Raw genomic sequence first — 21,924 nt, 5'->3', positions numbered from 1 at the left:
GGCGTTCCGCGAAATCAACCTAACGCTTTAGTCGTCAAAGGTCGCGGTATCAATCACGAAGCGGAACTTTACATCGCCTTCCACCACGCGCTCATAGGCGTCATCAACATCGTTGACGCCGATCTTTTCAATAACGGCGCCGATGCCGTGCTCGGCGCAGAAATCCAGCATTTCCTGGGTCTCTGCAATGCCGCCGATGTTATTACCGGTTAGCACCTTGCCGCCGCCGACAAGGCTGCTCATGTGTACTCCCAGCTCTTCCGGTGGAAGTCCGACAACGGACATGATGCCGCGCGGCTTCAGCAGCTGCAGGTAGTCATTGAGGGAGTACTGGGCAGAAATGGTGGACAAGATGAGGTCGAATTCACCACGGTGGTTATCAAAGAAGTCTTCGTCCTCACCTGTGGCCAGAATATGCTTAGCACCCAGCTCGTAGGCTTCCTTTTCCTTGCGCAGGGAGCGGGAAATCACGGTTACATCCGCACCCTTGGCCGCCGCGATCTGCACACCCATGTGGCCCAAGCCGCCCAGGCCTACTACGGCAACCTTGTCGCCTTCCTTGACCTGCCAGCGAGCCAGCGGTGAATAGGTAGTGATTCCGGCGCACAGCAGCGGGGCTGCGACATCAAAGTCAATGCCCTCCGGGATGGTGCACACAAAGTTTTCGTTGACGACTACCTTCTGGGCGTAGCCGCCTTGGGTAATGGTGCCGTCTACATCTTCGGAGTTATAGGTGCCCACATTGCCATTCAGGCAGTTCTGCTCCTGGCCGTTGCGACACTGTTCGCACTCACCACAGGAGTTGACCAGGCAGCCAACGCCAACGCGGTCGCCGACTTTAAATTTCGTGACCTTATCGCCCACGGCTTCCACGACGCCGGCAATCTCGTGGCCCACCGTCAGCGGGAAGTGGGCCTGGCCCCATTCGTTGCGGATCGTGTGAATATCGGAGTGGCAGATGCCTGCAGCCTTGATATCAATGACCACGTCGTCTTCGCGCGGATCGCGGCGCTCAATTTCCACGACCTTGAATGGTGCTTCAGGGCTTTCCTTTTGCAATACTTTGCTCTTAATTGTCATGCCCACGACCCTACGCGTAACCCCACTGACCTCGCCTAACGAAAATAATCACCAACTCTAACGGGGAAGGAAAACCAAAAAGCCAGCCACGCCCCTCTCATTGAGGAGGAAAACGCGGCTGGCTATGTGGGGGTCTTAGTTCAGCTTCTCTGCGATGAGCTTATTGACCTGGCCCGGATCGGCCTTGCCCTGGGTGGCCTTCATGACCGCACCCACGATGGCACCGGTGACCTTCTTATTGCCGGCACGGTACTTTTCCACAATGTCCGGGTTGGCGGCCAACGCGTCATCCACGGCCTTCTCGATGGCGCCATCATCGCGCACGACCTCCAAGCCGCGCTTTTCGACGACCTCGTCGACGTCACCCTCGCCCGCCAACACACCATCAACGGCCTTGCGTGCGAGCTTGGTGGTCAACTTGCCCTCATTGACGAGTGCGATAACGCGCGCCACGTGCTGCGGAGTGATGGCCAGACCAGCAAGATCGGTGTCCTGCTCGTTGGCCTTGCCGGCTAGGTAGGAAACCCACCAGGAGCGTGCCTCGTCCGGCTTCGCGCCGGCCTCGACGGTATCCACGATGAGGTCGAGGGCGCCGGCATTAACCAAGTCGCGCATCTCCTCATCCTTGATGCCCCACTCTTCCTGGATGCGCGCACGGCGAACCCATGGCAGTTCCGGAAGGGTCTGGCGCAGCTCTTCTACCCACTCGCGCGGGGCGATGACCGGCGGCAGGTCCGGATCATTGAAGTAACGGTAATCCTCCGCGGTTTCCTTCGGACGACCCTTCGAAGTGGTGCCATCGGTCTCTTGATAGTGACGGGTTTCCTGATCAATGGTGCCGCCATCTTCGAGCACCTGCGCCTGGCGCTGCATTTCGAAGCGAACCGCCTGCTCCACGGAACGCAGGGAGTTAATGTTCTTGGTCTCGGTACGGGTACCAAACTCTTCCTGGCCCACCGGGCGCAGGGACAGGTTGGAGTCCACACGCATGGAGCCTTGATCCATGCGGGCGTCGGAAACGCCCAAGGCTGCAACGAGCTCACGCAGCGCGGAAACGTAGGCCTTAGCCACCTCCGGCGCGCGCTCACCGGCGCCAATGATCGGCTTGGTCACAATCTCAATGAGAGGAATGCCCGCACGGTTGCAATCCACCAGGGATGCCGTGGCGCCGTGAATACGGCCGTCTGCACCACCGAGGTGGGTCAACTTGCCGGTGTCTTCCTCCATGTGGGCACGCTCGATTTCCACGCGCCACTCGGTGCTGTCTTCCAGCACAACGTCCAGGTAGCCGTCGTAGGCAATCGGCTCGTCGTACTGGGAAATCTGGTAGTTCTTCGGCTGGTCCGGGTAAAAGTAATTCTTGCGGGCAAAGCGAGAGGACTCCGCAATGGAGCAATTAAGCGCCAGGCCAATCTTGATGGCGCCCTCCACGCCCTTGGAGTTAACTACCGGCAGCGCACCGGGCAGGCCCAGGGAGACCGGGTCAACGTTGGAATTAGGCGCTGCGTTGAAGTTCGTAGGAGAGGTAGAAAACATCTTGGTTTCCGTATCCAGCTCTACGTGGACTTCCATGCCCATTACCGGTTCGAACTTTTCTAGGACCTCATCGAAGTCCATCAGGTCATACATCGCAGCAGTCATGCGTGCCATCTTAATACGTCGATGCGCCCGCGCGCTCACGCCCCTAAGCTGAATATTATGACTACACCACATAGCGTTGATGCCGCGCTTATCGATGCCCCATTGATCAACATCGCAGTCTTCCGCACTGCCCCTACCCCTGAGGAGGTAAGCGAGCGCCTGACCACCACTTTTGGCGATCGCCTGAGAGATATCATGCCGGGCAAGAATCCGGGAAGCATCATGGTCGAGCTTGATGATTCCTTCCTATTGCACTACCAAGCCATCGATACCCCTCCCACCCGCGATAGCTATGGCCTCCACCCCATTTTGAGCGCGGATGCTCGCGGCCTCGATTCCGCCACCGCACAAATCCTCGTGTCCGTGCTTCCCGGCGAGACCGAAGATGATCGCGCGAAGCAATTCCGCGAAGCCCGCCGCGATCACCTTGAACTGCTCTCCAAGGCCACCGCGGTAGTAGCCGAGCACCCCGACTGCCTGATAGTCCATAACCCGCGCGGCAACGTTTCTATCGCGCCGAATACTTTCCTCGAGGCCGTTCGGGACAACCTTGCCCCAATGCACATCGCTCCGGTGTGGCTTACCCAAAAAGAAAACAAAATCTTGGGCTATACCGTTGGGCTGGTCCAGGCCGGACACCCTGAAATCCAGGCAGCCACCGAATCCATGGATCCCACCGATCTCTATTACAAGCTGGCCAATATCGCAAACCACGTGCTCCAAGGCGCCACCGTCAAAGACGGCGACACCCTATCTTTCGAGCAAGGCCAGCCACCACTGACCGTGCAGAAAGAACCCTGGTTTGTAGACGAATCCTATCCTGCGGTCACGATTAATTTCTAGCGGAATTCCCCTACTTTCGGGAATCCGAATAGCGGCAGATGGCTGCCAGCACCGCACCAGAAAGGTTGTGCCACACCGAAAAGACGGCTCCTGGCAGGGCGGCCAATGGGTTCATATAGGTCGATGCCAGGGAGGTGGCCAAGCCGGAGTTTTGCATGCCCACCTCGACGGCCATGGTGCGCCGGGCGGCGATCGGCTGCTTGGTCAGCATTCCGGCCAGGTAGCCCAAGCCGTATCCGCAGGCGTTATGGATTACCACTGCGGCAAAGACGAGTACGCCTGCGGTAGCGATGGTGTCGTGCGCTCCGCCAACCACAATGCACACAATGGCTGAAATGGCCGCAACCGAGATCCACGGCAATGCCGCGTTAATCTTTGTCACCACTCGGGGAACCAGCATGCCGATGAGAATGCCGGCGATAACCGGAATGAGCACGACCTTCACAATGGACCACGCCATGGCCGAGGCGGAGACCGGCATGTACTCCCCTGCCAGCCACAGTGTCAGCAACGGCGTGAGGACCGGCGCCAACAGGGTGGAAATGGACGTCATGGTCACCGACAAAGCCACATCACCGCGCGCAAGGTAAGACACCACGTTGGAACTCGTGCCGCCGGGCGCGCAGCCCACCAAGATAACGCCGGCCGCTACAGCATCAGGAAGATCCATCACAGCGACCACCAACAGCGCCACCAGCGGCATTATGACAAACTGCGCTACTACTCCGATGAGAACGGGCAGCGGACGGCGAACCACCAAGGCAAAATCTACCGGCTTGAGGGTTAGGCCCATGCCGAACATGACAATACCCAGCAGTGGGGTGACTTGCGGGGCGAAGGAAGCTGCGGTCTCTGGCGCGAGGTATCCCACCACGCCACCGATAATCACGAGCACGGGAAAGCCTAGCGCTGCAATGAGCGCTTGACGGTCTTGCGCTGAGGAGGGCGCAGCGGGCGCCTCCACCCGATTATCTGTCATGCTATCGATACTCATGGGCAAAAGAATACGCTCCCACCCAGTGGGAGCGCTATCTTAATATTCGGAACGCAGTATGCCTCTAGCCAAAGAGCGCCTGGGCGTTGCGATAACGCGATTCCGGTACCGTCTTCAGCGTACCCACGGCATCTTCCAACGGGACGAGGTCAATATCCTCACCATGGAGGGCAACACACATGCCAGACTTGCCTTCGTGGATGGCGCGCGCTGCGTGCACGCCGTAGCGAGTAGCAAGCACGCGGTCATAGGCCGTCGGCGTGCCGCCGCGCTGGATATGCCCCAGCACGGTCGTACGCACGTCATACCCGGTGCGTGCCTTGATTTCATCGCCGATTACCTGGCCGATGCCGTTGAAAGTCTGGTGCCCAAACTGATCGACGCCGCCGGCCTCGAAGTCCATAGTCCCCTCCTTCGGGAGGGCGCCTTCTGCCACGCAGATAATGCCGTACTTCTCGCCCATCTGGAAGCGGCGTTCCATCGCCTTCGTAATCTCCGCAATATCGAAGGGCTCTTCCGGTACCACGGTGTAGTGCGCGCCGCCGGCCATGCCCGCGTGCAGGGCAATCCATCCCACGTGGCGGCCCATAACCTCCACGATCAGGATGCGGTTATGGGACTCTGCGGTGGTGTGCAGACGGTCGATAGCATCGGTGGCCACAGAAACGGCGGTATCGAAACCAAAGGTGTAGTCGGTGGCGTTAACGTCATTATCAATGGTCTTCGGCACGCCCACTACTGGCACGCCGTTATCAGAAAGCCACTTTGCGCCCTTGAGGGTACCTTCACCACCGATGGCGACAAGGGCATCCACCCCGGCATCCGCCATGTTGGACTTAATCTGGTCAAGGCCGGCCTTGAACTTATCCGGATGCAGGCGGCCGGTACCCAGGATGGTGCCGCCGCGCAACAAAATACGGTCGATTTCCGCATCGTCATAAAGATCGCGGCGGCGGTCTTCCATCAGACCGACCCAGCCGTCTTCATAACCTACAACGGTATCTCCAAATTCATTGGACGCGGTACGCACTACCGCACGGATTACAGCATTGAGGCCGGGGCAATCGCCGCCGGACGTTAAAACACCTAGACGCATATCTACCAATCTAGCGCGCGATTTTTAGGCCTGCAGAGTGTCCCTAAAACCTAGGGCAGAAACCAGGCCCACCACCAGCGCAGCCACGATGACGAGCAGCGAATTAATAATTGCCGCCTCTGGGTTACCCGTTTGCATAACTGCGGATACCAGGGCAACTCCCACCACGGAACCCACCTGGCGGGAGGTGTTATACACACCGGAGGCAGCGCCCATAAGCTCCGGCGAGATATCGCGCAAGGTGGTAGCTGCGTTGGAACCCCAAATGAAGGACTGTCCCACGCCGAGCCCGGCAATGGGCAGACCGAGGACCCACGGAAGGGCGTCGACCTGCATGACCCACCATGCCGCAAGGAGCGAAAGTATCAGGATGGAAAATCCCAGCACCCCCAGGATCCGCGGGTTAACATAATCCGCCATGATGCCAGCGAGCGGAGATATCAGGAGAGACACCAGCGCCATAGGAGCCACGATGATGCCGGCTTCGCCCGCAGGCACTCCCTGCATGGTCTGCAGCCACAACATGATGGGCAGCATCACTGCGGCCGCCATGAACCCCATTGCAATGATTCCTACCGAGCCCGCCAGGTAATTGCGGTCACTAAATAGCGCCAGCGGCACCAGCGGACTCGACCCGCGGGCCTGGGCAGTTGCCTGCAATCGAATAAACCAGACGCTAGCGACAACTCCGGCGAGCAGGATCAGCCAAATGGTCCATCCCCAGCCAAGCACCGGGCCCTGCTGAATACCAAAGACGATTGCCGCCAAGGCGATGAGCGACACGATGGCCGAGGGCGCATCGATAGACTGCGCGGTCGTGGGCAGCTCAGGCACCCACAGCAGCGCGAAGACAATGGCTAGCACCACGAAGGGAACGTGTACCCAAAAGGCGGCCTGCCACCCAAAGTGCCCGACCAGAAAGCCACCGGCGAGTGGACCGGCAAGTGCAGCTACCGAGCCAATGACGCCCCACACACCCAGTGCGCGCCCACGGCGCTCGCGCGCAAAGATGCGATTGATAACGGACATGGTCTGTGGCATCTGGAGGGACGCACCCACGCCTTGCACGGCACGCGCCGCAATGAGCACTTCCACTGTGGGCGCCACGGCACACGCCACCGCACCGAGTCCGAAAATGCCCACACCCAAACAGAACATCCGGCGCTGGCCTAAAACATCGCCCAAGCGGCCGGCAAAGAGCAGCGGCACCACCACAGCCAACAAATAGGCCGCGGATACCCACATGGTGTGGTTTACGCCTGCGTTGAGCTCGCGTTGCAGGTCAGGCAGCGCCACCGCCACCATGGATTGGTCCAGCAGGGATACAAAGAATCCGAGGGACAATGCAAACATGGCGCGCCATGCTTGGCGCTCGGGCGGCAGATGCGTCTCCACAGTCATGGCCTTAGAGTCTAGCGGTCCGAGAAATGTCGACCTAGACTGGCTGCATGTCCATGATCGATATTAAAAAGCCCCAAGACGTTTCTACCGCGACTACTGTCACCCTCGGCCTCATCGGTGGCTGGGTCACCGCCCGCGAGACCGGCATTCGCCCGCTAGGCGGCGTAATCCTCGCCGCTGCCGGTGTATGGGCGGGTCGCTCTTGGGCCAAGAAAACCACCCCGGCTACCACCGCCGGCCTGTGCGCACTCTACGTGGGCGCATTCGGCGCCTCCCACCCACTGGCCAAGAAGATCGGTGCGTGGCCGGCGGTACTCAGCGTCACCGCAGCCTCGGCGGGCGCGGCATATGCGCTTTCCGACGCCAAATAGTCCCCACCCACACAAATGCGCACCACGTCCCTAGACATGGTGCGCATTCTTTTATCCTGCGTGCCGCTAGCTTCTACTTGGCCACCATGAACTCAACCGCAGCATTCTCGCTACCCAAGGCGACGGTGCCGCCGGGGAGGTTATAGAAGGAGGGGTTGGATTCGAGGAGGCCCCGGAGGGCGTCGGAAAGCTGCTGCGTATGCTCGTCGCAGGCCGCGCGGGTGGAATTGAACTCGCCCACGCTGATGGTGCCATCCTTGGCCACCTCGTAGGTAGTGGTGTAGGTATTGCAGCCATCATTGACCGCCAAGGTGCGGTCCTTGGCAAAGGTGACGCTCAGCTTGCCGTCTTCCTTAACGGAGTGGAGCTCGCCGGTGATGGTCTGTCCTTCAATCTGAGGCTCCAGCTTCTCGGCGCCCTCCGGCAGCGGAGAAATCAGGTCAGACTGGGTCGGCGCAGTCATGCTAAACCCCGGATCGATGTCGGGGACCTGCGCAGCGTTAGCAACTCCAGCGCCCATCAGCGCAGCGGCGGACAGCGAAAATAGTGCGGTCTTTTTGAAATGCATACCCAATAATTTACCCCCGCCGAATTTAAATTCAACGGGGGTAAAGAAACCTTTATGGAATCGTCAGGGACTCCACAGGCGGCGATTTACTTATCGCGGCCAGCCTCATAGGCAGCGCCCACCTTATAGAGGCGGTCATCCTCGAAAGCCGGCGCCATGATCTGCAGGCCAGTCGGCAGGTTAGTATCGCTCGCCATACCGGACGGCACGGACATGCCGCACAGGCCAGCCAGGTTCAGCGGCAGGGTGCACAGGTCAAAGTTGTACATAGCCATCGGATCCTCGGCCTTCTCCCCCAGCTTGAAGGCGGTAGTCGGGGTGGTCGGGGAAACGAGTACGTCAACCTGCTCGAAGGCACGGGCAAAGTCCTGCGCAATGAGGGTACGCACGCGCTGCGCCTGCAGGTAGTAGGCGTCGTAGTAGCCCACGGACAGCGCATAGGTGCCCAGCATGATGCGGCGCTTTACCTCGGGGCCAAAGCCCTCCGCACGAGACTGGGACATGACCTGCTCCGCGGAGTGGGAGCCGTCATCGCCGGCACGCAGGCCGTAACGCATGCCATCGAATCGCGCCAGGTTGGACGAGACCTCGCACGGCATAATCAGGTAGTACGCTGCCAGGGCGTCGTCGAAGTGTGGGCAATCAACCTCAACAATTTCGGCACCCTGCTCGCGCAGCTGATCGACGGCGGCGTGGTAATTCTCCATCACGCCCTCCTGCCAGCCATCGCGCTCAAACTGCTTAATAAGACCGACCCTGACACCAGAAAGGTCACCCTTGGCACCTTCGCGTGCGGCGGCGACAACCGGTGCTACCGGCTTATCCACGGAGGTCGCATCGAAGGCATCGTGGCCAGCAATGACCTCGTGCAGGAGCGCGGTGTCGAGGACGGTACGGCCACACGGGCCGGCCTGATCCAGGGAAGATGCGGCAGCAATAAGGCCATAGCGGGAGACGGTGCCGTAGGTTGGCTTAACACCCACGGTATTGGTCAGCGCGGCTGGCTGGCGGATGGAGCCGCCGGTATCGGTACCAATGCCGAGTGGCGCTTGGCCGGAAGCGAGTGCAGCTGCGGTACCGCCGCCCGAGCCGCCCGGGGTGCGCTCGGTGTCATAAGGGTTATGAGCCGGACCAAAGGCAGAGTTCTCATTAGAAGAACCCATGGCAAACTCGTCCAGGTTGGTCTTGCCCAGGATGGGAATTCCGGCCTCGCGCAGACGCTTGGTCACGGTGGCGTCGTAGGGAGAAACGTAGCCCTCCAGCATCTTGGACGCTGCGGTGGTCGGCGCGTCGATGGTAACGAGCAAATCTTTCAGCGCCAAGGGCACGCCTGCCAGACCAGAAGCCGGCTCTTCGCCGGCATCGAGGGCCTTATCCACGGCGTCGGCAGCCGCGAGGGCTTCTTCCGCCCCCACGTGCAGGAAGGAATTAAGCTCCCCATTGGTCTCTGCAATGCGATCCAGGAAGGCCTGGGTGACCTCGCGGGAGGTAATTTCGCGGGAATGAATCTTTTCCGCCAGCTCGGCGGCAGTCAGGGAGGTCAAGCCCTCCGCAGGAACGGTCAGGTTAGACATTTATTCTCCTCCCAAAATCTGTGGCACGACGAAGCGCTCATCCTCTACGGCCGGCGCCTGGTCCAAGGCCTGTTCTGCAGTAAGGGTGCGCACAATAACGTCCTCGCGCATCGGGGCGTCCACGGAGTGCGGGTGGCTCATCGGCTCCACACCCTCGGTATCCACGTTTCCTACCGCGGAAACGGAATCAACAATTTCATCAATCTGCGTTGCAAACTGGGCTAGCTCTTCCTCACTGAGGGCCAGGCGGGAAAGCTTGGCGAGGTGGGCTACCTCATCACGCGAAATCTCAGACACGCGAACTCCATCCTTTATCTGCATAATCGACATGCGGGTGAAAAATATTCACACAATGCATGTACTATGTGAATTGCTAACGACCCATGGTACTGCACCTACCGCGACGGCTGCCGCGTCACCCCAAATTTGCGTTGCTTGAAGCCCGCATTGTGACGCACGTATCATGTTTGGGACTACAAACTACCGAAAGCGTGCGAGACCATGTCCTTTTTGATCCGTGTACTGCTCCCCGATGCCCCTGGCAGCCTGGGCCAGCTTGCCGACGCCTTTGGACTCGTCGACGGCAATATCCAATCGGTCGACATCGTAGAAAACTTCCCCGATGGCACCGTTATGGACGACATCGTCATTGAGCTGCCCCAAGGCACAATGGCCGATGTCCTCATCACCGCCGCCTCCTCCGTGGACGGCGTGGAAATTGATTCCATCCGCCCGTTTAGCGGCCGAGTAGACCGCCGCGGCCAGATCGAGCTGCTCGCGCGTGTAGCTAACGCCACCAATGTCACTGCGGCCATGGAAGAGGTTGTCGCGGCGATCCCGAAGGCACTCACATCCACCTGGTGCATCGTCATTGACAATAACGAGCCCATCCGCCGCTTGGCCTCCTCCAATGCGGCGCCGGAAGATGACGGCACCGTTCCCCACGACATTGAGGTGGAAAGCGCCCGCGTCCTCAGCCCCGAACGCGACGAGTGGGTGCCCGAAAGCTGGTCGCTGCTTGACTCCGCACTCGCCGCCGCCCCACTCGGCGATACCGGATTAGTCATCGCCATGGGTCGAACCGGCGGCCCTGACTACCTCGCCTCCGAGGTCGAGCACCTGGGCCACATCGGCACTATCTTGGGCAGCTTCCTCAAATAGCCACTGCGAACTAGGCTTCGCCGGTCTCTAGTAGTTGCTGGAATTGCGCCTCGTTGAGGATCGGGATGTCTAGCTCGCGAGCTTTATCCTCCTTCGATCCGGCGTTTGCACCTGCTACTAGATACGAGGTTTTCTTCGACACCGAACCGGTGGCCTTGCCGCCGCGAGAGACAATAGCCTCTTTCGCGGAATCCCTAGTGAAGTTCTCCAAGCTGCCGGTAACCACAATGGTCAAGCCCTCGAGGGTCTGCTCTTTGTGGTCCTCGGCCGCTACCTCCATGGCCACGCCCGCAGCAGCCCATTTGTCCACAATCGTGCGGTGCCAATCCACCTCGAACCAATCGTGGAAGGATTGCGCGATGGTCATGCCGACGCCATCGACCTCTGCAAGCTCCTCCGTCTTCGCAGCGCGCAGCTTGTCCATGGATCCATAGCGGGAGGCAAGCGCCCGAGCCGCAATCGGGCCTACATGACGTATGGACAGCGAGACCAAGACTCGCCAAAAGTCGCGACCCTTGACCTCCTCCAGGTTGTTCAGCAAGTTCTGGCCGGCCGTATTGACCTTGACGTTGCCCTCCTTCTTGGAGCGCTTGTCTTTGGTGTCCTTCTTTGCGGTATAGACATCTGAGGCCAAGAGCTTTTCCGCCGTGAGCTCAAAAAGCTCCGACTCATCGACGAGGATGCCGTTGTCGATCAGGTCCATCGCACCCTTCTCCCCCAAAGCCTCAATATCCAGCGCCTTGCGGGAGGCCAGATACTCCAATCGTGCCGAGAGCTGCGCCGGACAGGACTGCGTATTGGGACAACGCCAATCCGCGTCACCGTCCTTCTGCGGGGCCAATTTCGTACCGCATGCGGGACAGTTCTCCGGGAAGGTCCACTCGTACTCGCTACCATCGCGCTGCTCGCGCACCGGCCCAAGGACCTCCGGAATAATTTCGCCCGCCTTGCGGATAATGACGGTATCCCCAATGAGCACGCCCTTGCGCTTGACCTCGGATTGGTTGTGCAGGGTAGCCATCTCCACCGTAGATCCAGAAACGAAGACTGGCTCCATCACTGCGTACGGGGTTACTCGCCCGGTGCGACCAACACCCACCTCAATGTTTTTGAGCTTCGTGGTCACTTCCTCCGGCGGATACTTGTAGGCAATGGCCCAGCGCGGCGCGCGGGAAGTCGCACCCAGCGCTCGCTGCGACGCCAAATCATCCACCTTGACCACGAGACCATCCATTTCAAAGATGGCGTCGTGGCGGTGTTCTGCCCAATGCGCCACCTCGTCCTGAACCTCTTTGGCTGAGTGCACCTGCTTGGTATACGGGGAAACGGGCAGCCCCCAGGCCGCAATCGCCTTATAGGCATCGTGCTGTGAGGTGGGCGAGAATCCCTCGCGCGCACCCAAGCCGTGGCACACCATCTTCAGGCGGCGCTTTTTCACCTCGGCGGGGTCCTTCATGCGAAGTCCACCGGCCGCGGCATTGCGCGGATTAGCAAATTTATCCTTGCCATCAGCCGCGCGTTCCTCATTGATCTCCTCGAAATCCTCGGGTCGCATATATACCTCGCCACGGATCTCGATAAGCTCCGGGACAGGGTATTCAGCAGTTCCCGTCAACCCATGCGGAATATCCTCGATTACGCGGGCATTGGCAGTGATCTCCTCGCCCACCGTGCCGTCGCCACGAGTAGCAGCGGTGGTCAAGCGCCCATTGCGATAAACCAAGTCGATAGACAAGCCATCAATCTTCAGCTCGGTGAGATAGGTCTTAGCCGGTGTTCTATCCAGCCAATCCTGCATCTCGCCAGCGCTAAAAACATTGTCCAAGCTCATCATGCGCTCAAGGTGCTCAATATCCTCGCCGGCGCTCGGGGCAGCACCCACCTGCTGGGTGGGCGAATCAGGCACGGCAAGCTCTGGGTGCTCTTCTTCTAGCGCAAGTAGGCGCTGGAAAAGTGCATCAAAGTCGGCGTCGGGAATAGCCGGCTCACCGTTGTAGTACAGGTTGCGGTGGCGGCGCACTTCCTGCGCGAGGTCATTCCATTCACGGTGCAGATCAACTGGATTAGTCACGCTGCCCAAGTGTAGCTATCCCTCGTGTCGGGGCTAGCTACTAAGGTATGGATCATGAATTTCGACGCCTCCCGCATGCTCGCCTTCGACCTTGAGACCACCTCGGCTAACCCTAAAGAAGCCCGCATTGTTACCTCCGCCCTAGTCCGCATTGACGGCCGCGATGTGCAAAAAATTGAGCACCTAGCCGATCCCGGAATCGAAATTCCGCAGGAAGCAACCAATGTCCATGGAATTACTACGGAAAAGGCCCGCGCCGAGGGCCGCCCGCACGAGGAGGTGCTAAAAGACACGGTCGAAGCCATCAAGGCCGCATGGGAGGATGGCCTGACGCTGATCGTCTACAACGCAGCATTTGATCTCACCGTATTGCGCAGCCTCACCGACGATTTTACGGTGACCGGCCCAGTCTACGACCCCTACGTGATTGACCGCGTCAGCGATAAGTGGCGCAAGGGAAAGCGCACCCTTGGCGCCGTGTGCGAGCACTACGGCGTCGAGTTGGGTAATGCCCACGAAGCTACTGCCGACGCCCTCGCGGCCGCCCGCGTGGCCTGGAAGCAGGTTCGCCAGCACTACCCCAACCTGGCACAGATGGAGGAAAACGAACTCATGGAGTTCCAGGCCGTCAAGTGGTACGAGGACCGCGTCGCCTTCAAGAAGTACCTAGAAGGCAAGGGCCGCGATGCCTCGGATGTCTCGACGGCGTGGCCGCTGATTTCTTAAACCCATTGCCATAGTTCTAGAGTTTTGGAATTCTAGAACTATGGAATCTTTAGAATCCCGAGTTTCAGCTCTCGAGGAGCGCGTCGCCAAGCTCGAAAACCCCACACCAACTCAGGCGGAAGCTCCCACAGGCGAGTCCACCATGTGGCTTGCGGACACCCTCGAGCCTTCTGAAGAGCTTCCCGAGGGGTCCGTAATCTTTGGCGGCAACCTCACTATCGGCGAGGGCTCTTATACCTACCAATGGCAGCGACCAACAAGGGCAGTAACCAATGGAGACTGGTCCGAAAACCTCGACCGCCTTGCTGCTCTGGCCCACCCCATTCGTGGCGAGATCCTGCGCCGACTCCTTACCGCACCGGCCAGCGCCACAGAACTTGCCGAAGAAGAAATCGTCACGTCTACCGGCACGGCCTATCACCACCTCAGCGCCCTCACTAGCGCGGGCTGGACCACCAAAACAGGCGGAAAATACGCACTTCGCCCCGCCCGAGTGGTGCCCCTCCTGACCATCATTACCGCAAGCGAGGCCCACTAATGCGCAAATTAGCCCTCGCCGCCGTCGTAACCGTGGTATCGGCCACCTTCTTACTCATTGTTGGACCCCAGCGAATCTCGATGGCCGATACCGCAACCGGAGATCCAGGACTCTCCACGCACCTACGGGAACACTCAGAAGCTGGTTTCAACAACCTCACCGCCTTCACACTTGATCAGGGAAAGGCCACCTTCGCCGGACTCGGCGCCAATGAACACACCGAGGTAGAGATCGGTTCTGTCACCAAGATGTTCACCGGAGAAATTGCCCACCAACTGGTAGAAGAGGGAAAAATTCGCCTCGACACCACGATGGGTGAAGTCCTCGAGGTTGGTGACTCACCAGTCTCCGACGTAACAGTTCGGGAGCTACTCGATCACACCTCGGGCTTACCCAGACAGGCAAAAGCCATGACTTTCTCATCTGCTGTCTCTAGCATCACCGGTTCAAACCCGTACGCAGGTGTATCCACACAAGATATCGTCGATTCAGCAACCGAATCGGAGCTTGCAGATCGTGGCACAGAATCCTATTCCAACTTGGGCTACGCGCTGCTCGGCCACGCCTTAGAAACGGCTGCCGATACGCCATACGAACAATTACTCCACGAGAGAATCCTAAAGCCCGCCGGAATGAAGGAAACCTACCTCATGACACCAGGTTCCGTCCCCGACGAAGCCCCTCGCGGACTCACAGCCGCAGGCCGAACTGCTGAGCCTTGGGAAATGGAAGGCTGTTCCGCCGCAGCTGGAGCCATTCGGTCCACCGCTCATGACATGGCAGCTTTCGCTACATGGTTTATGGAACATGGCGACACTAGCTATGGATGGCAGGAGAATGATGACGGCAAGAGCTTTTGGCACAACGGCGGCACCTACGGCTACTCCACAATGCTCATCATTGATCCGAAGGAAAATCGCGCAGCCTTCGCAAATAATGACTCGCCGGCGGGAACTGAAGACCTCGCAGAAGCACTTTTCGAGAGGATTTAGGAAACCACAATGCTCCTCACATTAATCCCTGCCGCTATCACTGCGTTCGAGCTCTGGTCTGCATGGAAGACCCTAAAGAAGCCAGTTTCTTCCCCTATGCTGGTTATAGACGCAATCTTCACGGTCGCCATCATTGCTCTTGTCGGCATCGCAATGCCGTGGTACCGAGCAGTAGATTTTGGATGGTGGTACGCGATTGTTACCGCTGGCTCCCTGCACATCGGTGCCATCGCTTGGCGCCTAGACTCTCTCCACAGTAAGAAACCTACAAACCACAGTAAGAAATCTACAAAGTCTCCCAAATCTCCACATTGAGCCGAAAGTCTCCCAAATCTCCGGCAAACGGGTTACACTAGCCGCATGGACAACCCATTCCGCCCGACATTCGGCGCCCCTCCCCTGTTCTGGGTCGGCCGCGGCGTCGTGCTCGATAGTTTCCGCACCGCCCTCGATGGTTCGGCAGGCAATGCCTCCCGTTCCATGGTGCTAAGCGGCGCTAGGGGCATCGGCAAAACGGTCCTCATCAACGAGTTGGAAGACATTGCTGAAGCGCGCGGTTGGGTAACGCTGCGTGCCTCCGGGCGCTCCACCATGGTGGAGGAACTGGTCAACACCACGATTCCGAGGCTTCTCGAGCGGCTCTCGCCCAGCGATAAAAAGAAGGTCAGCCGCATCGGCATCGGCGGCGTAGGATCGATTGGCTTCGACCACCAGAAGGAAGACCGCTTCACCCCCACGTTGAATACCCGCCTACGCGAGCTATCCGCCGAGCTAAACGGCACCGGCATCCTCCTTACCATCGATGAGGTCCAAGACGCCGACGTCGAAGAGCTCACCACCATCGCCGTGGCCTACCAAGACTTGGTGCGCGATGAAATCGACATCGCCTTGGTGGCCGCTGGCCTGCCGCAGGGGGTCAACCACTTGCTGGACCTGCCCGGGGTCACCTTCCTGCGCCGGGCCCAGAAATTCGTGCTCGGTCCCTTATCGCCGGCCAATGCGGAGCAGGCGCTCGAACATACAGCCTCGGGGTCGGGACTGGAGTTTAGCCAGGACGCGATTACGAACGCCGCCGCGCTCACCCGCGGCTACCCCTACCTCGTGCAATTGGTGGGCTCGCTGGCTTGGGAGCGCAGTCGCCGGAATCAAGAAAGCGGCATTTCCCAGCAGACAATTGCCTCCATCGCCCCGGACGCAATATCAATCATGGGCGCGCAGGTGCACCAGCCTGCGACGCTGGCCCTGCCGCCGGCGCAGCGGGAGTTCCTGGAGGCGATGGCCGCAGTCGAAGTCGATGGCATCGCCACCATCGCAGACATCGCGCGCCACATGGACCGCACGGTGCGCTCCTTGTCGGCCACCCGCCAGCGGCTTATCGACGCCGACCTCATCGAACCCACCGCCCATGGCAAGCTACGCTACGTCATTCCCTATATGGGCGAATACTTCACCACCACGGATAGCCGCGGGCGCGTCGATTAAAGATCGCCGGCGTCGCGGACGAGGATGCCCGCCACCTCAGCGGCAAAAGAGTAGCTGTGCGCTGCCTTGTCCACCGGCCACGGGAAGATATCAACCTGCCCTGGAATTCGCTCCCGTGATAGCCCCATGCGGTCGAAGTGCTGAGCAATAGAAATAGCTTCCGTGCGAGCATCGTGCCCTGCCACGCCGAGACCAACGCGAGCGCCACCATCAATCCACTGCCCCAAGCCATCGAGATGCTCGGGCGAGGCTAGACCAGCGAAATCGAGCAGTACCGTCTTCGCTCCCACTTCCCATAGTGGCTCGCGAAGCCGGAGGTAGTCCGCGCAAAACTCCGCCAGTGTCGCGTTGACTTGGTCCGCGGGAACAGCCCTAATCGTATCGAAGTCGGTGGTGCCTGGAAGGGTGCCCGACAGGACGTGGGCAAGCAGGGGCTCGTCCAGCTGGACCCGCACTTCTGCCCCAAAGCGCTGTGCTACCTGTGCCTTGTGTTCCTGAATTCCGGCCAATAGAGCACCACACAAGTCCCGGAACGCACCCGAATCAGTAATCGCGCGGTGCCCGTTTCCTAGCTCCACAGCGGCCGCCAAACTCCACGGGCCTACCGCTTGGACCTTGATGCGCGGAACTGACTCGCCCCACACCTCCTGAATCTCGTCCAGATCCCGGCTCATCTGGTCGCCTATCCGATGCGAGATGAGCTGCGGCCGATCGCTGAGCACCCATGAGCGCGGTCCGCGGTCAATGGAGACTGCTTCCAACAAGCCCGCTGTTCGCCCAATTGCCCCAGCGTGAATCCCGCGGTCCGGCAATTGCGGAAGGTGCGGGAGATCACCCGTCTCGCCCATCACGATGTCTGCCGCCTCACCCATGGAGTACCCCGGCATGGGCCCTAAGCCAAAAGCGTCCATATTCACCTCGGCGCTACTATTATTTCTCAAAATTTTCTATTCGATACGCGACGTATCACTTGGAAAGGAACCTTACTATGGGCGTGGAAAAATACTCCGGCTGGACCTTCTACAACGAGTGCGACATCCCTCAGGACATTTCCACCGTCTTGGCTGAACAGGAATATCCTGTCTGCGCCTTCAAGACCGTCCGTGATGCCGCCGTATTAACCAATAAGCGCCTCATCATCCGCGACGCGCAAGGTCTTACAGGCAAAAAGGTAGAGATGTACTCCCTGCCCTATTCCTCCATCAACATGTGGTCCACGGAAAACGCGGGAAAGCTTCTTGACTTCAATGCGGAGCTACAGCTGTGGACCAGGGCCGGCGAATTCAAAATCAACATTGGCCCCAATATCGATGTCCGTGCCCTAGACCGGCTCATTGCCAACTGTGTGCTTAATTAGTTCCGCAGATGGTGCCGGAGCCGATGACGATGTCTCCCAGCTCGTCCGGCGAAGGCAAGTACAACACCGCCGCTTGGCCGCGGGCGACACCGGATAGCGGCTCCTTGAGTTCGAGGCGCATTTCGTCCGCCTCGCGGTCAACGTGGGCGGTACAGGGCACCACGGAGCCGTGTGCGCGCACCTGAACCTCGCACTCGAAATCCCCATTCATGCCTGGGTGGAGGTACTTCAGGCGATCGGCCTGAATCGAGTTTACGGCCAGGTCCTCGCGGGCACCGACGGTAACCGTGCCGGTAGCAGCATCAATATCGGTGACGTAGCGAGGGCGGCCGTCGGCAGCCGGCGCCTTGATGTCTAGGCCCTTGCGCTGGCCGATGGTGTAGTTCCACGCGCCATCGTGCTCCTTGAGCTCCGTTCCCTCTTGGTCCACGATCATGCCGGGGCGCAGCCCAATGCGGGCGCCCAAAAAGGCCTGCGTATTGCCGTCTGGAATGAAGCAGATGTCATAGGAATCCGGCTTCTTCGCGGTGGAAAAGCCATGCGCCGCAGCCTCTTCACGGATCTGCGGCTTGGGGGTATCGCCGATGGGGAAAAAGCAATGCTCCAACTCCTCTGCCGAAATCACGCCGAGCACATAAGACTGATCCTTATTCTCATCCAAGGAGCGGCGCATATAGCCGTCCTCGTCAATCGTGGCGTAGTGGCCCGTCGCAACCGCATCGAAGCCAAGCGCCATGCCCTTTTGCAGCAGCGCCCGGAACTTAATCTTCTCGTTACAGCGCAAGCAGGGATTGGGCGTCTCACCGCGGGCGTAGGAATCCACGAAGTCCGTAATGACCTCTTCTTTGAATTCTTCTGAAAAGTCCCACACATAAAAGGGAATGCCCAGCTTATCGCAGATACGACGGGCGTCGGCCGAATCCTCCAACGAACAGCAACCGCGGGCCTTTTCCCTGGTCTGCTGCGCGTCTTTGTGCAGCGCGAGGTGAACGCCAATCACCTCGTGGCCGGCTTCTACTGCACGGGCGGCGGCAACCGATGAGTCCACGCCGCCGGACATGGCAACCAATACTCGCATTGTGCTCCCCATTTCACCTTGACTACAGGCCCGAAAGTCTACTCCCTAGCCCCAACGCGGTTTAAATCGAATCCATTCCCTAAGCTTGTGTGACATGGGCAGAAAGCGAGCTTCCACCGAACCGGGAATCACCGGCACCTACGACATTTCTACCGGCACGGCCGAGGTGGTGCCGGATGAGTTCCGCGATGGTGCCTATATCCTCAACGTTAATGGCGTGCCAAGCAGCCACATTGTGCTCGGCGAACCGGAGGAGCTCGAGTTCGAGTACATGCGCTGGATTGCGGCGGCGGTTGAGCACCTCAATACTCGGCCCTCAAATAAGCTCCGCGTCACCCACCTAGGCGGCGCGGGATGTTCCCTCCCGCGCTACTTCGCTAGCAGGCTCCCGGGCAGCCGACACACCGTGGTGGAGTTGGACGCCAAGCTGGGCGAATTGGTGCGTACGCTTTTCGACGTCCCCCGTTCCCCCACCGTCAAAATCCGCGCCGGCGAAGCATGCAAAGAAACCGAGGGGTTCCTTCCGTCCAGCCGCGACATCATCATCCGCGATGTCTTCGCAGGCGATAAGACACCCGCCAACCTCACCACCGTGGAATTCTTTCAGGCTGCAAAGCAGTCGCTGGCGGCGGGCGGCCTCTACGTAGCCAACTGCGGAGACCATTCCGATCTCCAGCTGGCAAAGAGCGAGCTCGCGGGCCTGGATAAGGTATTTGACCACCTCGCCGTCATCGCGGACCCACCGATGCTCAAAGGCCGGCGCTACGGGAACATCATCCTGGTGGCCTCAGATACAGAAATGCCAGCCGAGGGCTCCGTCGAAGCCGCCCAGCTGGCAAAGGCACTCCTTGGCGGGGCAGTGCCCGCCCATTACAAAGACGAGGCCTGGACCCGCGCGTTTTTCACCGGCGCTACTGCAGCACGCGATTAAGCAGCGTAGCTACCTGCGCCGCGTCGAAATCAGGCACGTCAGCGCCGGCGTTCTTGGCGGCATTCTTAGCTTCCGATACCTCCGACTCGGAGACGTTGCCAGATTTCACGTTGTTTACGTGACCAGCATTGTCCAGCAGGATAGCTAGGTCGCTGATGGAGAAGTTGCCCTTGGCCATATCGCCTAGGTCCTCCACCGGAAGAGCATCCTTGTCCTTAAGGGTCTTTACGAAGCCAGCCAGGCCCTCCGCCGCTTGGGGATCGAGGCCGGACTTTTCGGCGGCGTCGGCAAGCTGCGGAATCGCAATCAGCCCCGCCGCCAGGGCCAAAATAGCACCGATGAGCGGCGTACTATCCGAGCTCAAGTCAAGCCCATCGCTGACAACCAGCTGCTCTAGCGCGCCGCCGACGTCGACGTAATTGCCGTCACTGAAAGACTGCAGCTGCTGCTTGGAACCATTAAACAGGTTCATATCGACGTCGGTAGAAATGCCTGCTACCTTGCCAGAACCAGAACGCTGCCAGAAGGAAAGTTCCTTCCATCCGCCCACCGCTTCAGGCGCCTGGTCCTGATAGGCTGCAAGCCACAGTGGCATATCCGAGAACTTCTGGGAGTTATTCATCTGCCCCATCCAGAAGTACTTGTAGGTGTAAATCATGGGCGTGCGGCCGGTAAGACGCTTGAGCTCGCTAGTAAATTCTTCGATCCACTGCTCCAGCTGCGCGGCAGACTTTCCTTCCGCTACCTCGATATCAAGTGCAGGAGGCAACGTCTGATCCGGGGCAAGGGCGATCTGCGCGGCGAAGTTGGCCGCCTGAGTCTTGGCGTCGCCCGCCGGACGTGCGTAGTGGTATGCACCGGTCTTGAGTCCAGCAGCATTAGCCGCCTGAATATCCTGTACGTAGTGGGGGTTTACCCAATCCCCGCCTTCGGTAGCCTTCACAAATGCAAAGGACTGTCCGTCGGACCGCACTTTAGACCAATCGATGGGCGTACCGCCCGGATGCTGGTGCGCCGCCACGTCAACGCCCTTTGGCGCACCAAAGTTCACCGCCTGGGCAACAGCGGTACCACTTACAGCTAGTGCAGCCACGGTGACTACCGCAGTAATGCTCTTTCGGAGTGCCTTCTTTGAAGTCATGCGCGTGAGTCTAGCAACGCCTTCACTCCTGTCACATCTTTAACACGCACCACTTGAGATATTTTTCTTTACTTCCGTTTCCCCCTTCTGGGAATACAACCTTTTAGAACACATATTTGCCCATAACTCTTGCGAAGCGGCAGGACACGGCTTAAAATGGACACCATGAAACTACGCACACTAGTTCTACTAATCGGGGGATTTAATCTTGGATGCCTACTACATAGTCAATGACCCCAACGATCCCATAGCAGTTAAAGCCACAGAAATCAGAAAGCAAGATTACCTGTTCTGGAGAGAGGTCAAGCCAGATCTAGAGGACGATTTCGACATCTCCTGCCACACACTTTCTACCCGGACGGGCTTAAGCGAGCGGCGCACGCGAGACATAACAATGGCCCTATATCGACTCGCAGAGCTGCCACTCACAAAAGCACTCCAGGAAACCTATTACTTCCTGGATTTCTCTCGTCTTATTACTATCGACGCCGTGCTGAGCAAGCTTGGCGACATCCCGACCGAGATACTCGAGCGGATAGACCAAGAGCTCGCGAGCTACCTGACCCCCACTAAGCCCGGCCAGGTACTGCCTTCGAATACGAATTTGCGGCGAAAACTAAATGGCCTCATCGCTGTAGAGGACCCAAACCCCAAAGAGGATACGGGGTCTGACACAGGGAACGACTCCTATTACACCTACCCCAGCTTCGGCGGAAAGGCCGGACTAGCAGTCGAATTCGATGAAGCAACCATGATAGCTATCGATGAACACGTCAGTAAGGCTGCCGAAGAGCATAATCTCACCAAAGCTGAAGCGCTAGCCAAGTTGATTCTGGGCGAAATAGAGTCGCGGACGAAAGTGGTTCTTCACATGTACCG

The 21,924-nt window shown here is 59.1% G+C and carries 21 protein-coding genes and 1 pseudogene; 10 read left to right on the top strand and 12 right to left on the bottom strand.

The features are described from left to right. Positions 1 to 27 precede the first annotated feature (27 nt). Both MHY24_RS04385 and gatB read right to left on the bottom strand, forming a co-directional pair. Positions 28 to 1,080 (bottom strand): NAD(P)-dependent alcohol dehydrogenase, encoded by a 1,053-nt coding sequence (locus tag MHY24_RS04385; protein ID WP_204609344.1) that lies wholly within the window; start codon positions 1,078 to 1,080, stop codon positions 28 to 30. A 135-nt stretch (positions 1,081 to 1,215) separates the two neighbouring features. Beyond that, positions 1,216 to 2,721, bottom strand: coding sequence for an Asp-tRNA(Asn)/Glu-tRNA(Gln) amidotransferase subunit GatB (gene gatB / locus MHY24_RS04380; RefSeq protein ID WP_239228480.1), 1,506 nt, complete (start codon positions 2,719 to 2,721; stop codon positions 1,216 to 1,218). 57 nt (positions 2,722 to 2,778) lie between these two features. Here gatB and MHY24_RS04375 point away from each other — a divergent pair, with 57 nt between their 5' ends. Beyond that, entirely contained in the window at positions 2,779 to 3,564 is a 786-nt protein-coding gene (locus MHY24_RS04375) for a DUF4261 domain-containing protein (RefSeq protein ID WP_239228479.1), read from the top strand. Between the two features lie 10 nt (positions 3,565 to 3,574). Here the strand turns inward: MHY24_RS04375 and MHY24_RS04370 are convergent, their stop codons facing one another. The 3 genes from MHY24_RS04370 to MHY24_RS04360 form a co-directional block, all read right to left on the bottom strand. Beyond that, the gene (locus tag MHY24_RS04370; RefSeq protein ID WP_239228478.1) at positions 3,575 to 4,558 is read right to left on the bottom strand and encodes a bile acid:sodium symporter family protein; all 984 of its coding nucleotides are present in this window, start codon (positions 4,556 to 4,558) and stop codon (positions 3,575 to 3,577) included. A 64-nt stretch (positions 4,559 to 4,622) separates the two neighbouring features. After that, positions 4,623 to 5,654 (bottom strand): ATP-dependent 6-phosphofructokinase, encoded by a 1,032-nt coding sequence (locus MHY24_RS04365; RefSeq protein ID WP_005327686.1) that lies wholly within the window; start codon positions 5,652 to 5,654, stop codon positions 4,623 to 4,625. Positions 5,655 to 5,678: 24 nt separating this feature from the next. Beyond that, positions 5,679 to 7,055: an MFS transporter gene (locus tag MHY24_RS04360; RefSeq protein ID WP_204609350.1), complete on the bottom strand. Its 1,377-nt coding sequence runs from the start codon at positions 7,053 to 7,055 to the stop codon at positions 5,679 to 5,681. Between the two features lie 47 nt (positions 7,056 to 7,102). Here MHY24_RS04360 and MHY24_RS04355 point away from each other — a divergent pair, with 47 nt between their 5' ends. After that, the gene (locus MHY24_RS04355; protein WP_005323344.1) at positions 7,103 to 7,426 is read left to right on the top strand and encodes a hypothetical protein; all 324 of its coding nucleotides are present in this window, start codon (positions 7,103 to 7,105) and stop codon (positions 7,424 to 7,426) included. 73 nt (positions 7,427 to 7,499) lie between these two features. On the opposite strand, the gene MHY24_RS04350 is transcribed toward MHY24_RS04355, so the two are convergent. The 3 genes from MHY24_RS04350 to gatC form a co-directional block, all read right to left on the bottom strand. After that, a complete protein-coding gene (locus MHY24_RS04350) occupies positions 7,500 to 7,994 on the bottom strand; it encodes an META domain-containing protein (RefSeq protein ID WP_204609352.1) in 495 nt (164 codons plus the stop codon). A gap of 86 nt (positions 7,995 to 8,080) precedes the next feature. Further along, positions 8,081 to 9,568, bottom strand: coding sequence for an Asp-tRNA(Asn)/Glu-tRNA(Gln) amidotransferase subunit GatA (gene gatA, locus MHY24_RS04345; RefSeq protein ID WP_204609355.1), 1,488 nt, complete (start codon positions 9,566 to 9,568; stop codon positions 8,081 to 8,083). Then, on the bottom strand, positions 9,569 to 9,865 hold the full coding sequence (gene gatC / locus MHY24_RS04340) for an Asp-tRNA(Asn)/Glu-tRNA(Gln) amidotransferase subunit GatC (RefSeq protein WP_005327681.1): 297 nt from the start codon (positions 9,863 to 9,865) through the stop codon (positions 9,569 to 9,571). It abuts the gene before it with no gap. A gap of 204 nt (positions 9,866 to 10,069) precedes the next feature. Here gatC and MHY24_RS04335 point away from each other — a divergent pair, with 204 nt between their 5' ends. Then, complete coding sequence (locus tag MHY24_RS04335) at positions 10,070 to 10,729, top strand: amino acid-binding ACT domain protein (RefSeq protein WP_204609358.1); 660 nt, start codon at positions 10,070 to 10,072, stop codon at positions 10,727 to 10,729. 10 nt (positions 10,730 to 10,739) lie between these two features. Here MHY24_RS04335 and ligA read toward each other — a convergent pair whose 3' ends face one another. Next, on the bottom strand, positions 10,740 to 12,800 hold the full coding sequence (ligA, locus tag MHY24_RS04330; protein ID WP_239228476.1) for an NAD-dependent DNA ligase LigA: 2,061 nt from the start codon (positions 12,798 to 12,800) through the stop codon (positions 10,740 to 10,742). A 54-nt stretch (positions 12,801 to 12,854) separates the two neighbouring features. On the opposite strand from ligA, the gene MHY24_RS04325 reads away from it, so the two are divergent. The 4 genes from MHY24_RS04325 to MHY24_RS04310 all read left to right on the top strand — a co-directional run bounded on the left by MHY24_RS04325 (position 12,855) and on the right by MHY24_RS04310 (position 16,538). After that, entirely contained in the window at positions 12,855 to 13,526 is a 672-nt protein-coding gene (locus tag MHY24_RS04325; RefSeq protein WP_239228475.1) for a 3'-5' exonuclease, read from the top strand. 40 nt (positions 13,527 to 13,566) lie between these two features. Beyond that, positions 13,567 to 14,064, top strand: a complete 498-nt coding sequence (locus MHY24_RS04320) for a helix-turn-helix transcriptional regulator (protein WP_204609364.1) — start codon at positions 13,567 to 13,569, stop codon at positions 14,062 to 14,064. Then, complete coding sequence (locus MHY24_RS04315) at positions 14,064 to 15,056, top strand: serine hydrolase (protein WP_239228474.1); 993 nt, start codon at positions 14,064 to 14,066, stop codon at positions 15,054 to 15,056. The genes MHY24_RS04320 and MHY24_RS04315 overlap by 1 nt, the downstream gene beginning before the upstream one ends. Before the next feature lie 360 nt (positions 15,057 to 15,416). Then, complete coding sequence (locus MHY24_RS04310; RefSeq protein WP_239191457.1) at positions 15,417 to 16,538, top strand: ATP-binding protein; 1,122 nt, start codon at positions 15,417 to 15,419, stop codon at positions 16,536 to 16,538. Here the strand turns inward: MHY24_RS04310 and MHY24_RS04305 are convergent. Continuing rightward, positions 16,535 to 17,449: a methionine synthase gene (locus tag MHY24_RS04305; RefSeq protein WP_239228563.1), complete on the bottom strand. Its 915-nt coding sequence runs from the start codon at positions 17,447 to 17,449 to the stop codon at positions 16,535 to 16,537. The genes MHY24_RS04310 and MHY24_RS04305 overlap by 4 nt on opposite strands. Positions 17,450 to 17,526: 77 nt before the next feature. On the opposite strand from MHY24_RS04305, the gene MHY24_RS04300 reads away from it, so the two are divergent. Beyond that, positions 17,527 to 17,895: a PH domain-containing protein gene (locus MHY24_RS04300; RefSeq protein WP_239228473.1), complete on the top strand. Its 369-nt coding sequence runs from the start codon at positions 17,527 to 17,529 to the stop codon at positions 17,893 to 17,895. Here MHY24_RS04300 and mnmA read toward each other — a convergent pair. Beyond that, positions 17,888 to 18,973 (bottom strand): tRNA 2-thiouridine(34) synthase MnmA, encoded by a 1,086-nt coding sequence (gene mnmA / locus MHY24_RS04295; RefSeq protein ID WP_239228472.1) that lies wholly within the window; start codon positions 18,971 to 18,973, stop codon positions 17,888 to 17,890. The genes MHY24_RS04300 and mnmA overlap by 8 nt on opposite strands. A 94-nt stretch (positions 18,974 to 19,067) precedes the next feature. On the opposite strand from mnmA, the gene MHY24_RS04290 reads away from it, so the two are divergent. Continuing rightward, positions 19,068 to 19,904: a spermidine synthase gene (locus MHY24_RS04290; RefSeq protein ID WP_239228471.1), complete on the top strand. Its 837-nt coding sequence runs from the start codon at positions 19,068 to 19,070 to the stop codon at positions 19,902 to 19,904. Here MHY24_RS04290 and MHY24_RS04285 read toward each other — a convergent pair. Continuing rightward, entirely contained in the window at positions 19,885 to 21,045 is a 1,161-nt protein-coding gene (locus MHY24_RS04285; protein WP_239228470.1) for a glycoside hydrolase family 25 protein, read from the bottom strand. The genes MHY24_RS04290 and MHY24_RS04285 overlap by 20 nt on opposite strands. Before the next feature lie 208 nt (positions 21,046 to 21,253). On the opposite strand from MHY24_RS04285, the pseudogene MHY24_RS04280 reads away from it, so the two are divergent. Then, positions 21,254 to 21,924: pseudogene (locus tag MHY24_RS04280) on the top strand (HNH endonuclease); the annotation flags it as partial.

This window comes from Corynebacterium sp. ACRPQ (assembly GCF_022347225.1).
Lineage (GTDB): Bacteria > Actinomycetota > Actinomycetes > Mycobacteriales > Mycobacteriaceae > Corynebacterium > Corynebacterium tuberculostearicum_D.
This window is presented reverse-complemented; position numbering and strand designations above follow the sequence as displayed.

Coding starts and splice junctions, on each gene's coding strand:
- gatA (WP_204609355.1), bottom strand. CDS start 9,568: ATGTCTAACCTGACCGTTCCTGCGGAGGGCTTGACCTCCCTGACTGCC.
- MHY24_RS04365 (WP_005327686.1), bottom strand. CDS start 5,654: ATGCGTCTAGGTGTTTTAACGTCCGGCGGCGATTGCCCCGGCCTCAAT.
- MHY24_RS04360 (WP_204609350.1), bottom strand. CDS start 7,055: ATGACTGTGGAGACGCATCTGCCGCCCGAGCGCCAAGCATGGCGCGCC.
- MHY24_RS04310 (WP_239191457.1), top strand. CDS start 15,417: ATGGACAACCCATTCCGCCCGACATTCGGCGCCCCTCCCCTGTTCTGG.
- gatB (WP_239228480.1), bottom strand. CDS start 2,721: ATGACTGCTGCGATGTATGACCTGATGGACTTCGATGAGGTCCTAGAA.
- MHY24_RS04355 (WP_005323344.1), top strand. CDS start 7,103: ATGTCCATGATCGATATTAAAAAGCCCCAAGACGTTTCTACCGCGACT.
- MHY24_RS04375 (WP_239228479.1), top strand. CDS start 2,779: ATGACTACACCACATAGCGTTGATGCCGCGCTTATCGATGCCCCATTG.
- MHY24_RS04305 (WP_239228563.1), bottom strand. CDS start 17,449: ATGGACGCTTTTGGCTTAGGGCCCATGCCGGGGTACTCCATGGGTGAG.
- mnmA (WP_239228472.1), bottom strand. CDS start 18,973: ATGCGAGTATTGGTTGCCATGTCCGGCGGCGTGGACTCATCGGTTGCC.
- MHY24_RS04385 (WP_204609344.1), bottom strand. CDS start 1,080: ATGACAATTAAGAGCAAAGTATTGCAAAAGGAAAGCCCTGAAGCACCA.
- MHY24_RS04320 (WP_204609364.1), top strand. CDS start 13,567: ATGGAATCTTTAGAATCCCGAGTTTCAGCTCTCGAGGAGCGCGTCGCC.
- MHY24_RS04350 (WP_204609352.1), bottom strand. CDS start 7,994: ATGCATTTCAAAAAGACCGCACTATTTTCGCTGTCCGCCGCTGCGCTG.
- MHY24_RS04300 (WP_239228473.1), top strand. CDS start 17,527: ATGGGCGTGGAAAAATACTCCGGCTGGACCTTCTACAACGAGTGCGAC.
- MHY24_RS04370 (WP_239228478.1), bottom strand. CDS start 4,558: ATGAGTATCGATAGCATGACAGATAATCGGGTGGAGGCGCCCGCTGCG.
- MHY24_RS04325 (WP_239228475.1), top strand. CDS start 12,855: ATGAATTTCGACGCCTCCCGCATGCTCGCCTTCGACCTTGAGACCACC.
- MHY24_RS04315 (WP_239228474.1), top strand. CDS start 14,064: ATGCGCAAATTAGCCCTCGCCGCCGTCGTAACCGTGGTATCGGCCACC.
- MHY24_RS04290 (WP_239228471.1), top strand. CDS start 19,068: ATGGGCAGAAAGCGAGCTTCCACCGAACCGGGAATCACCGGCACCTAC.
- MHY24_RS04335 (WP_204609358.1), top strand. CDS start 10,070: ATGTCCTTTTTGATCCGTGTACTGCTCCCCGATGCCCCTGGCAGCCTG.
- MHY24_RS04285 (WP_239228470.1), bottom strand. CDS start 21,045: ATGACTTCAAAGAAGGCACTCCGAAAGAGCATTACTGCGGTAGTCACC.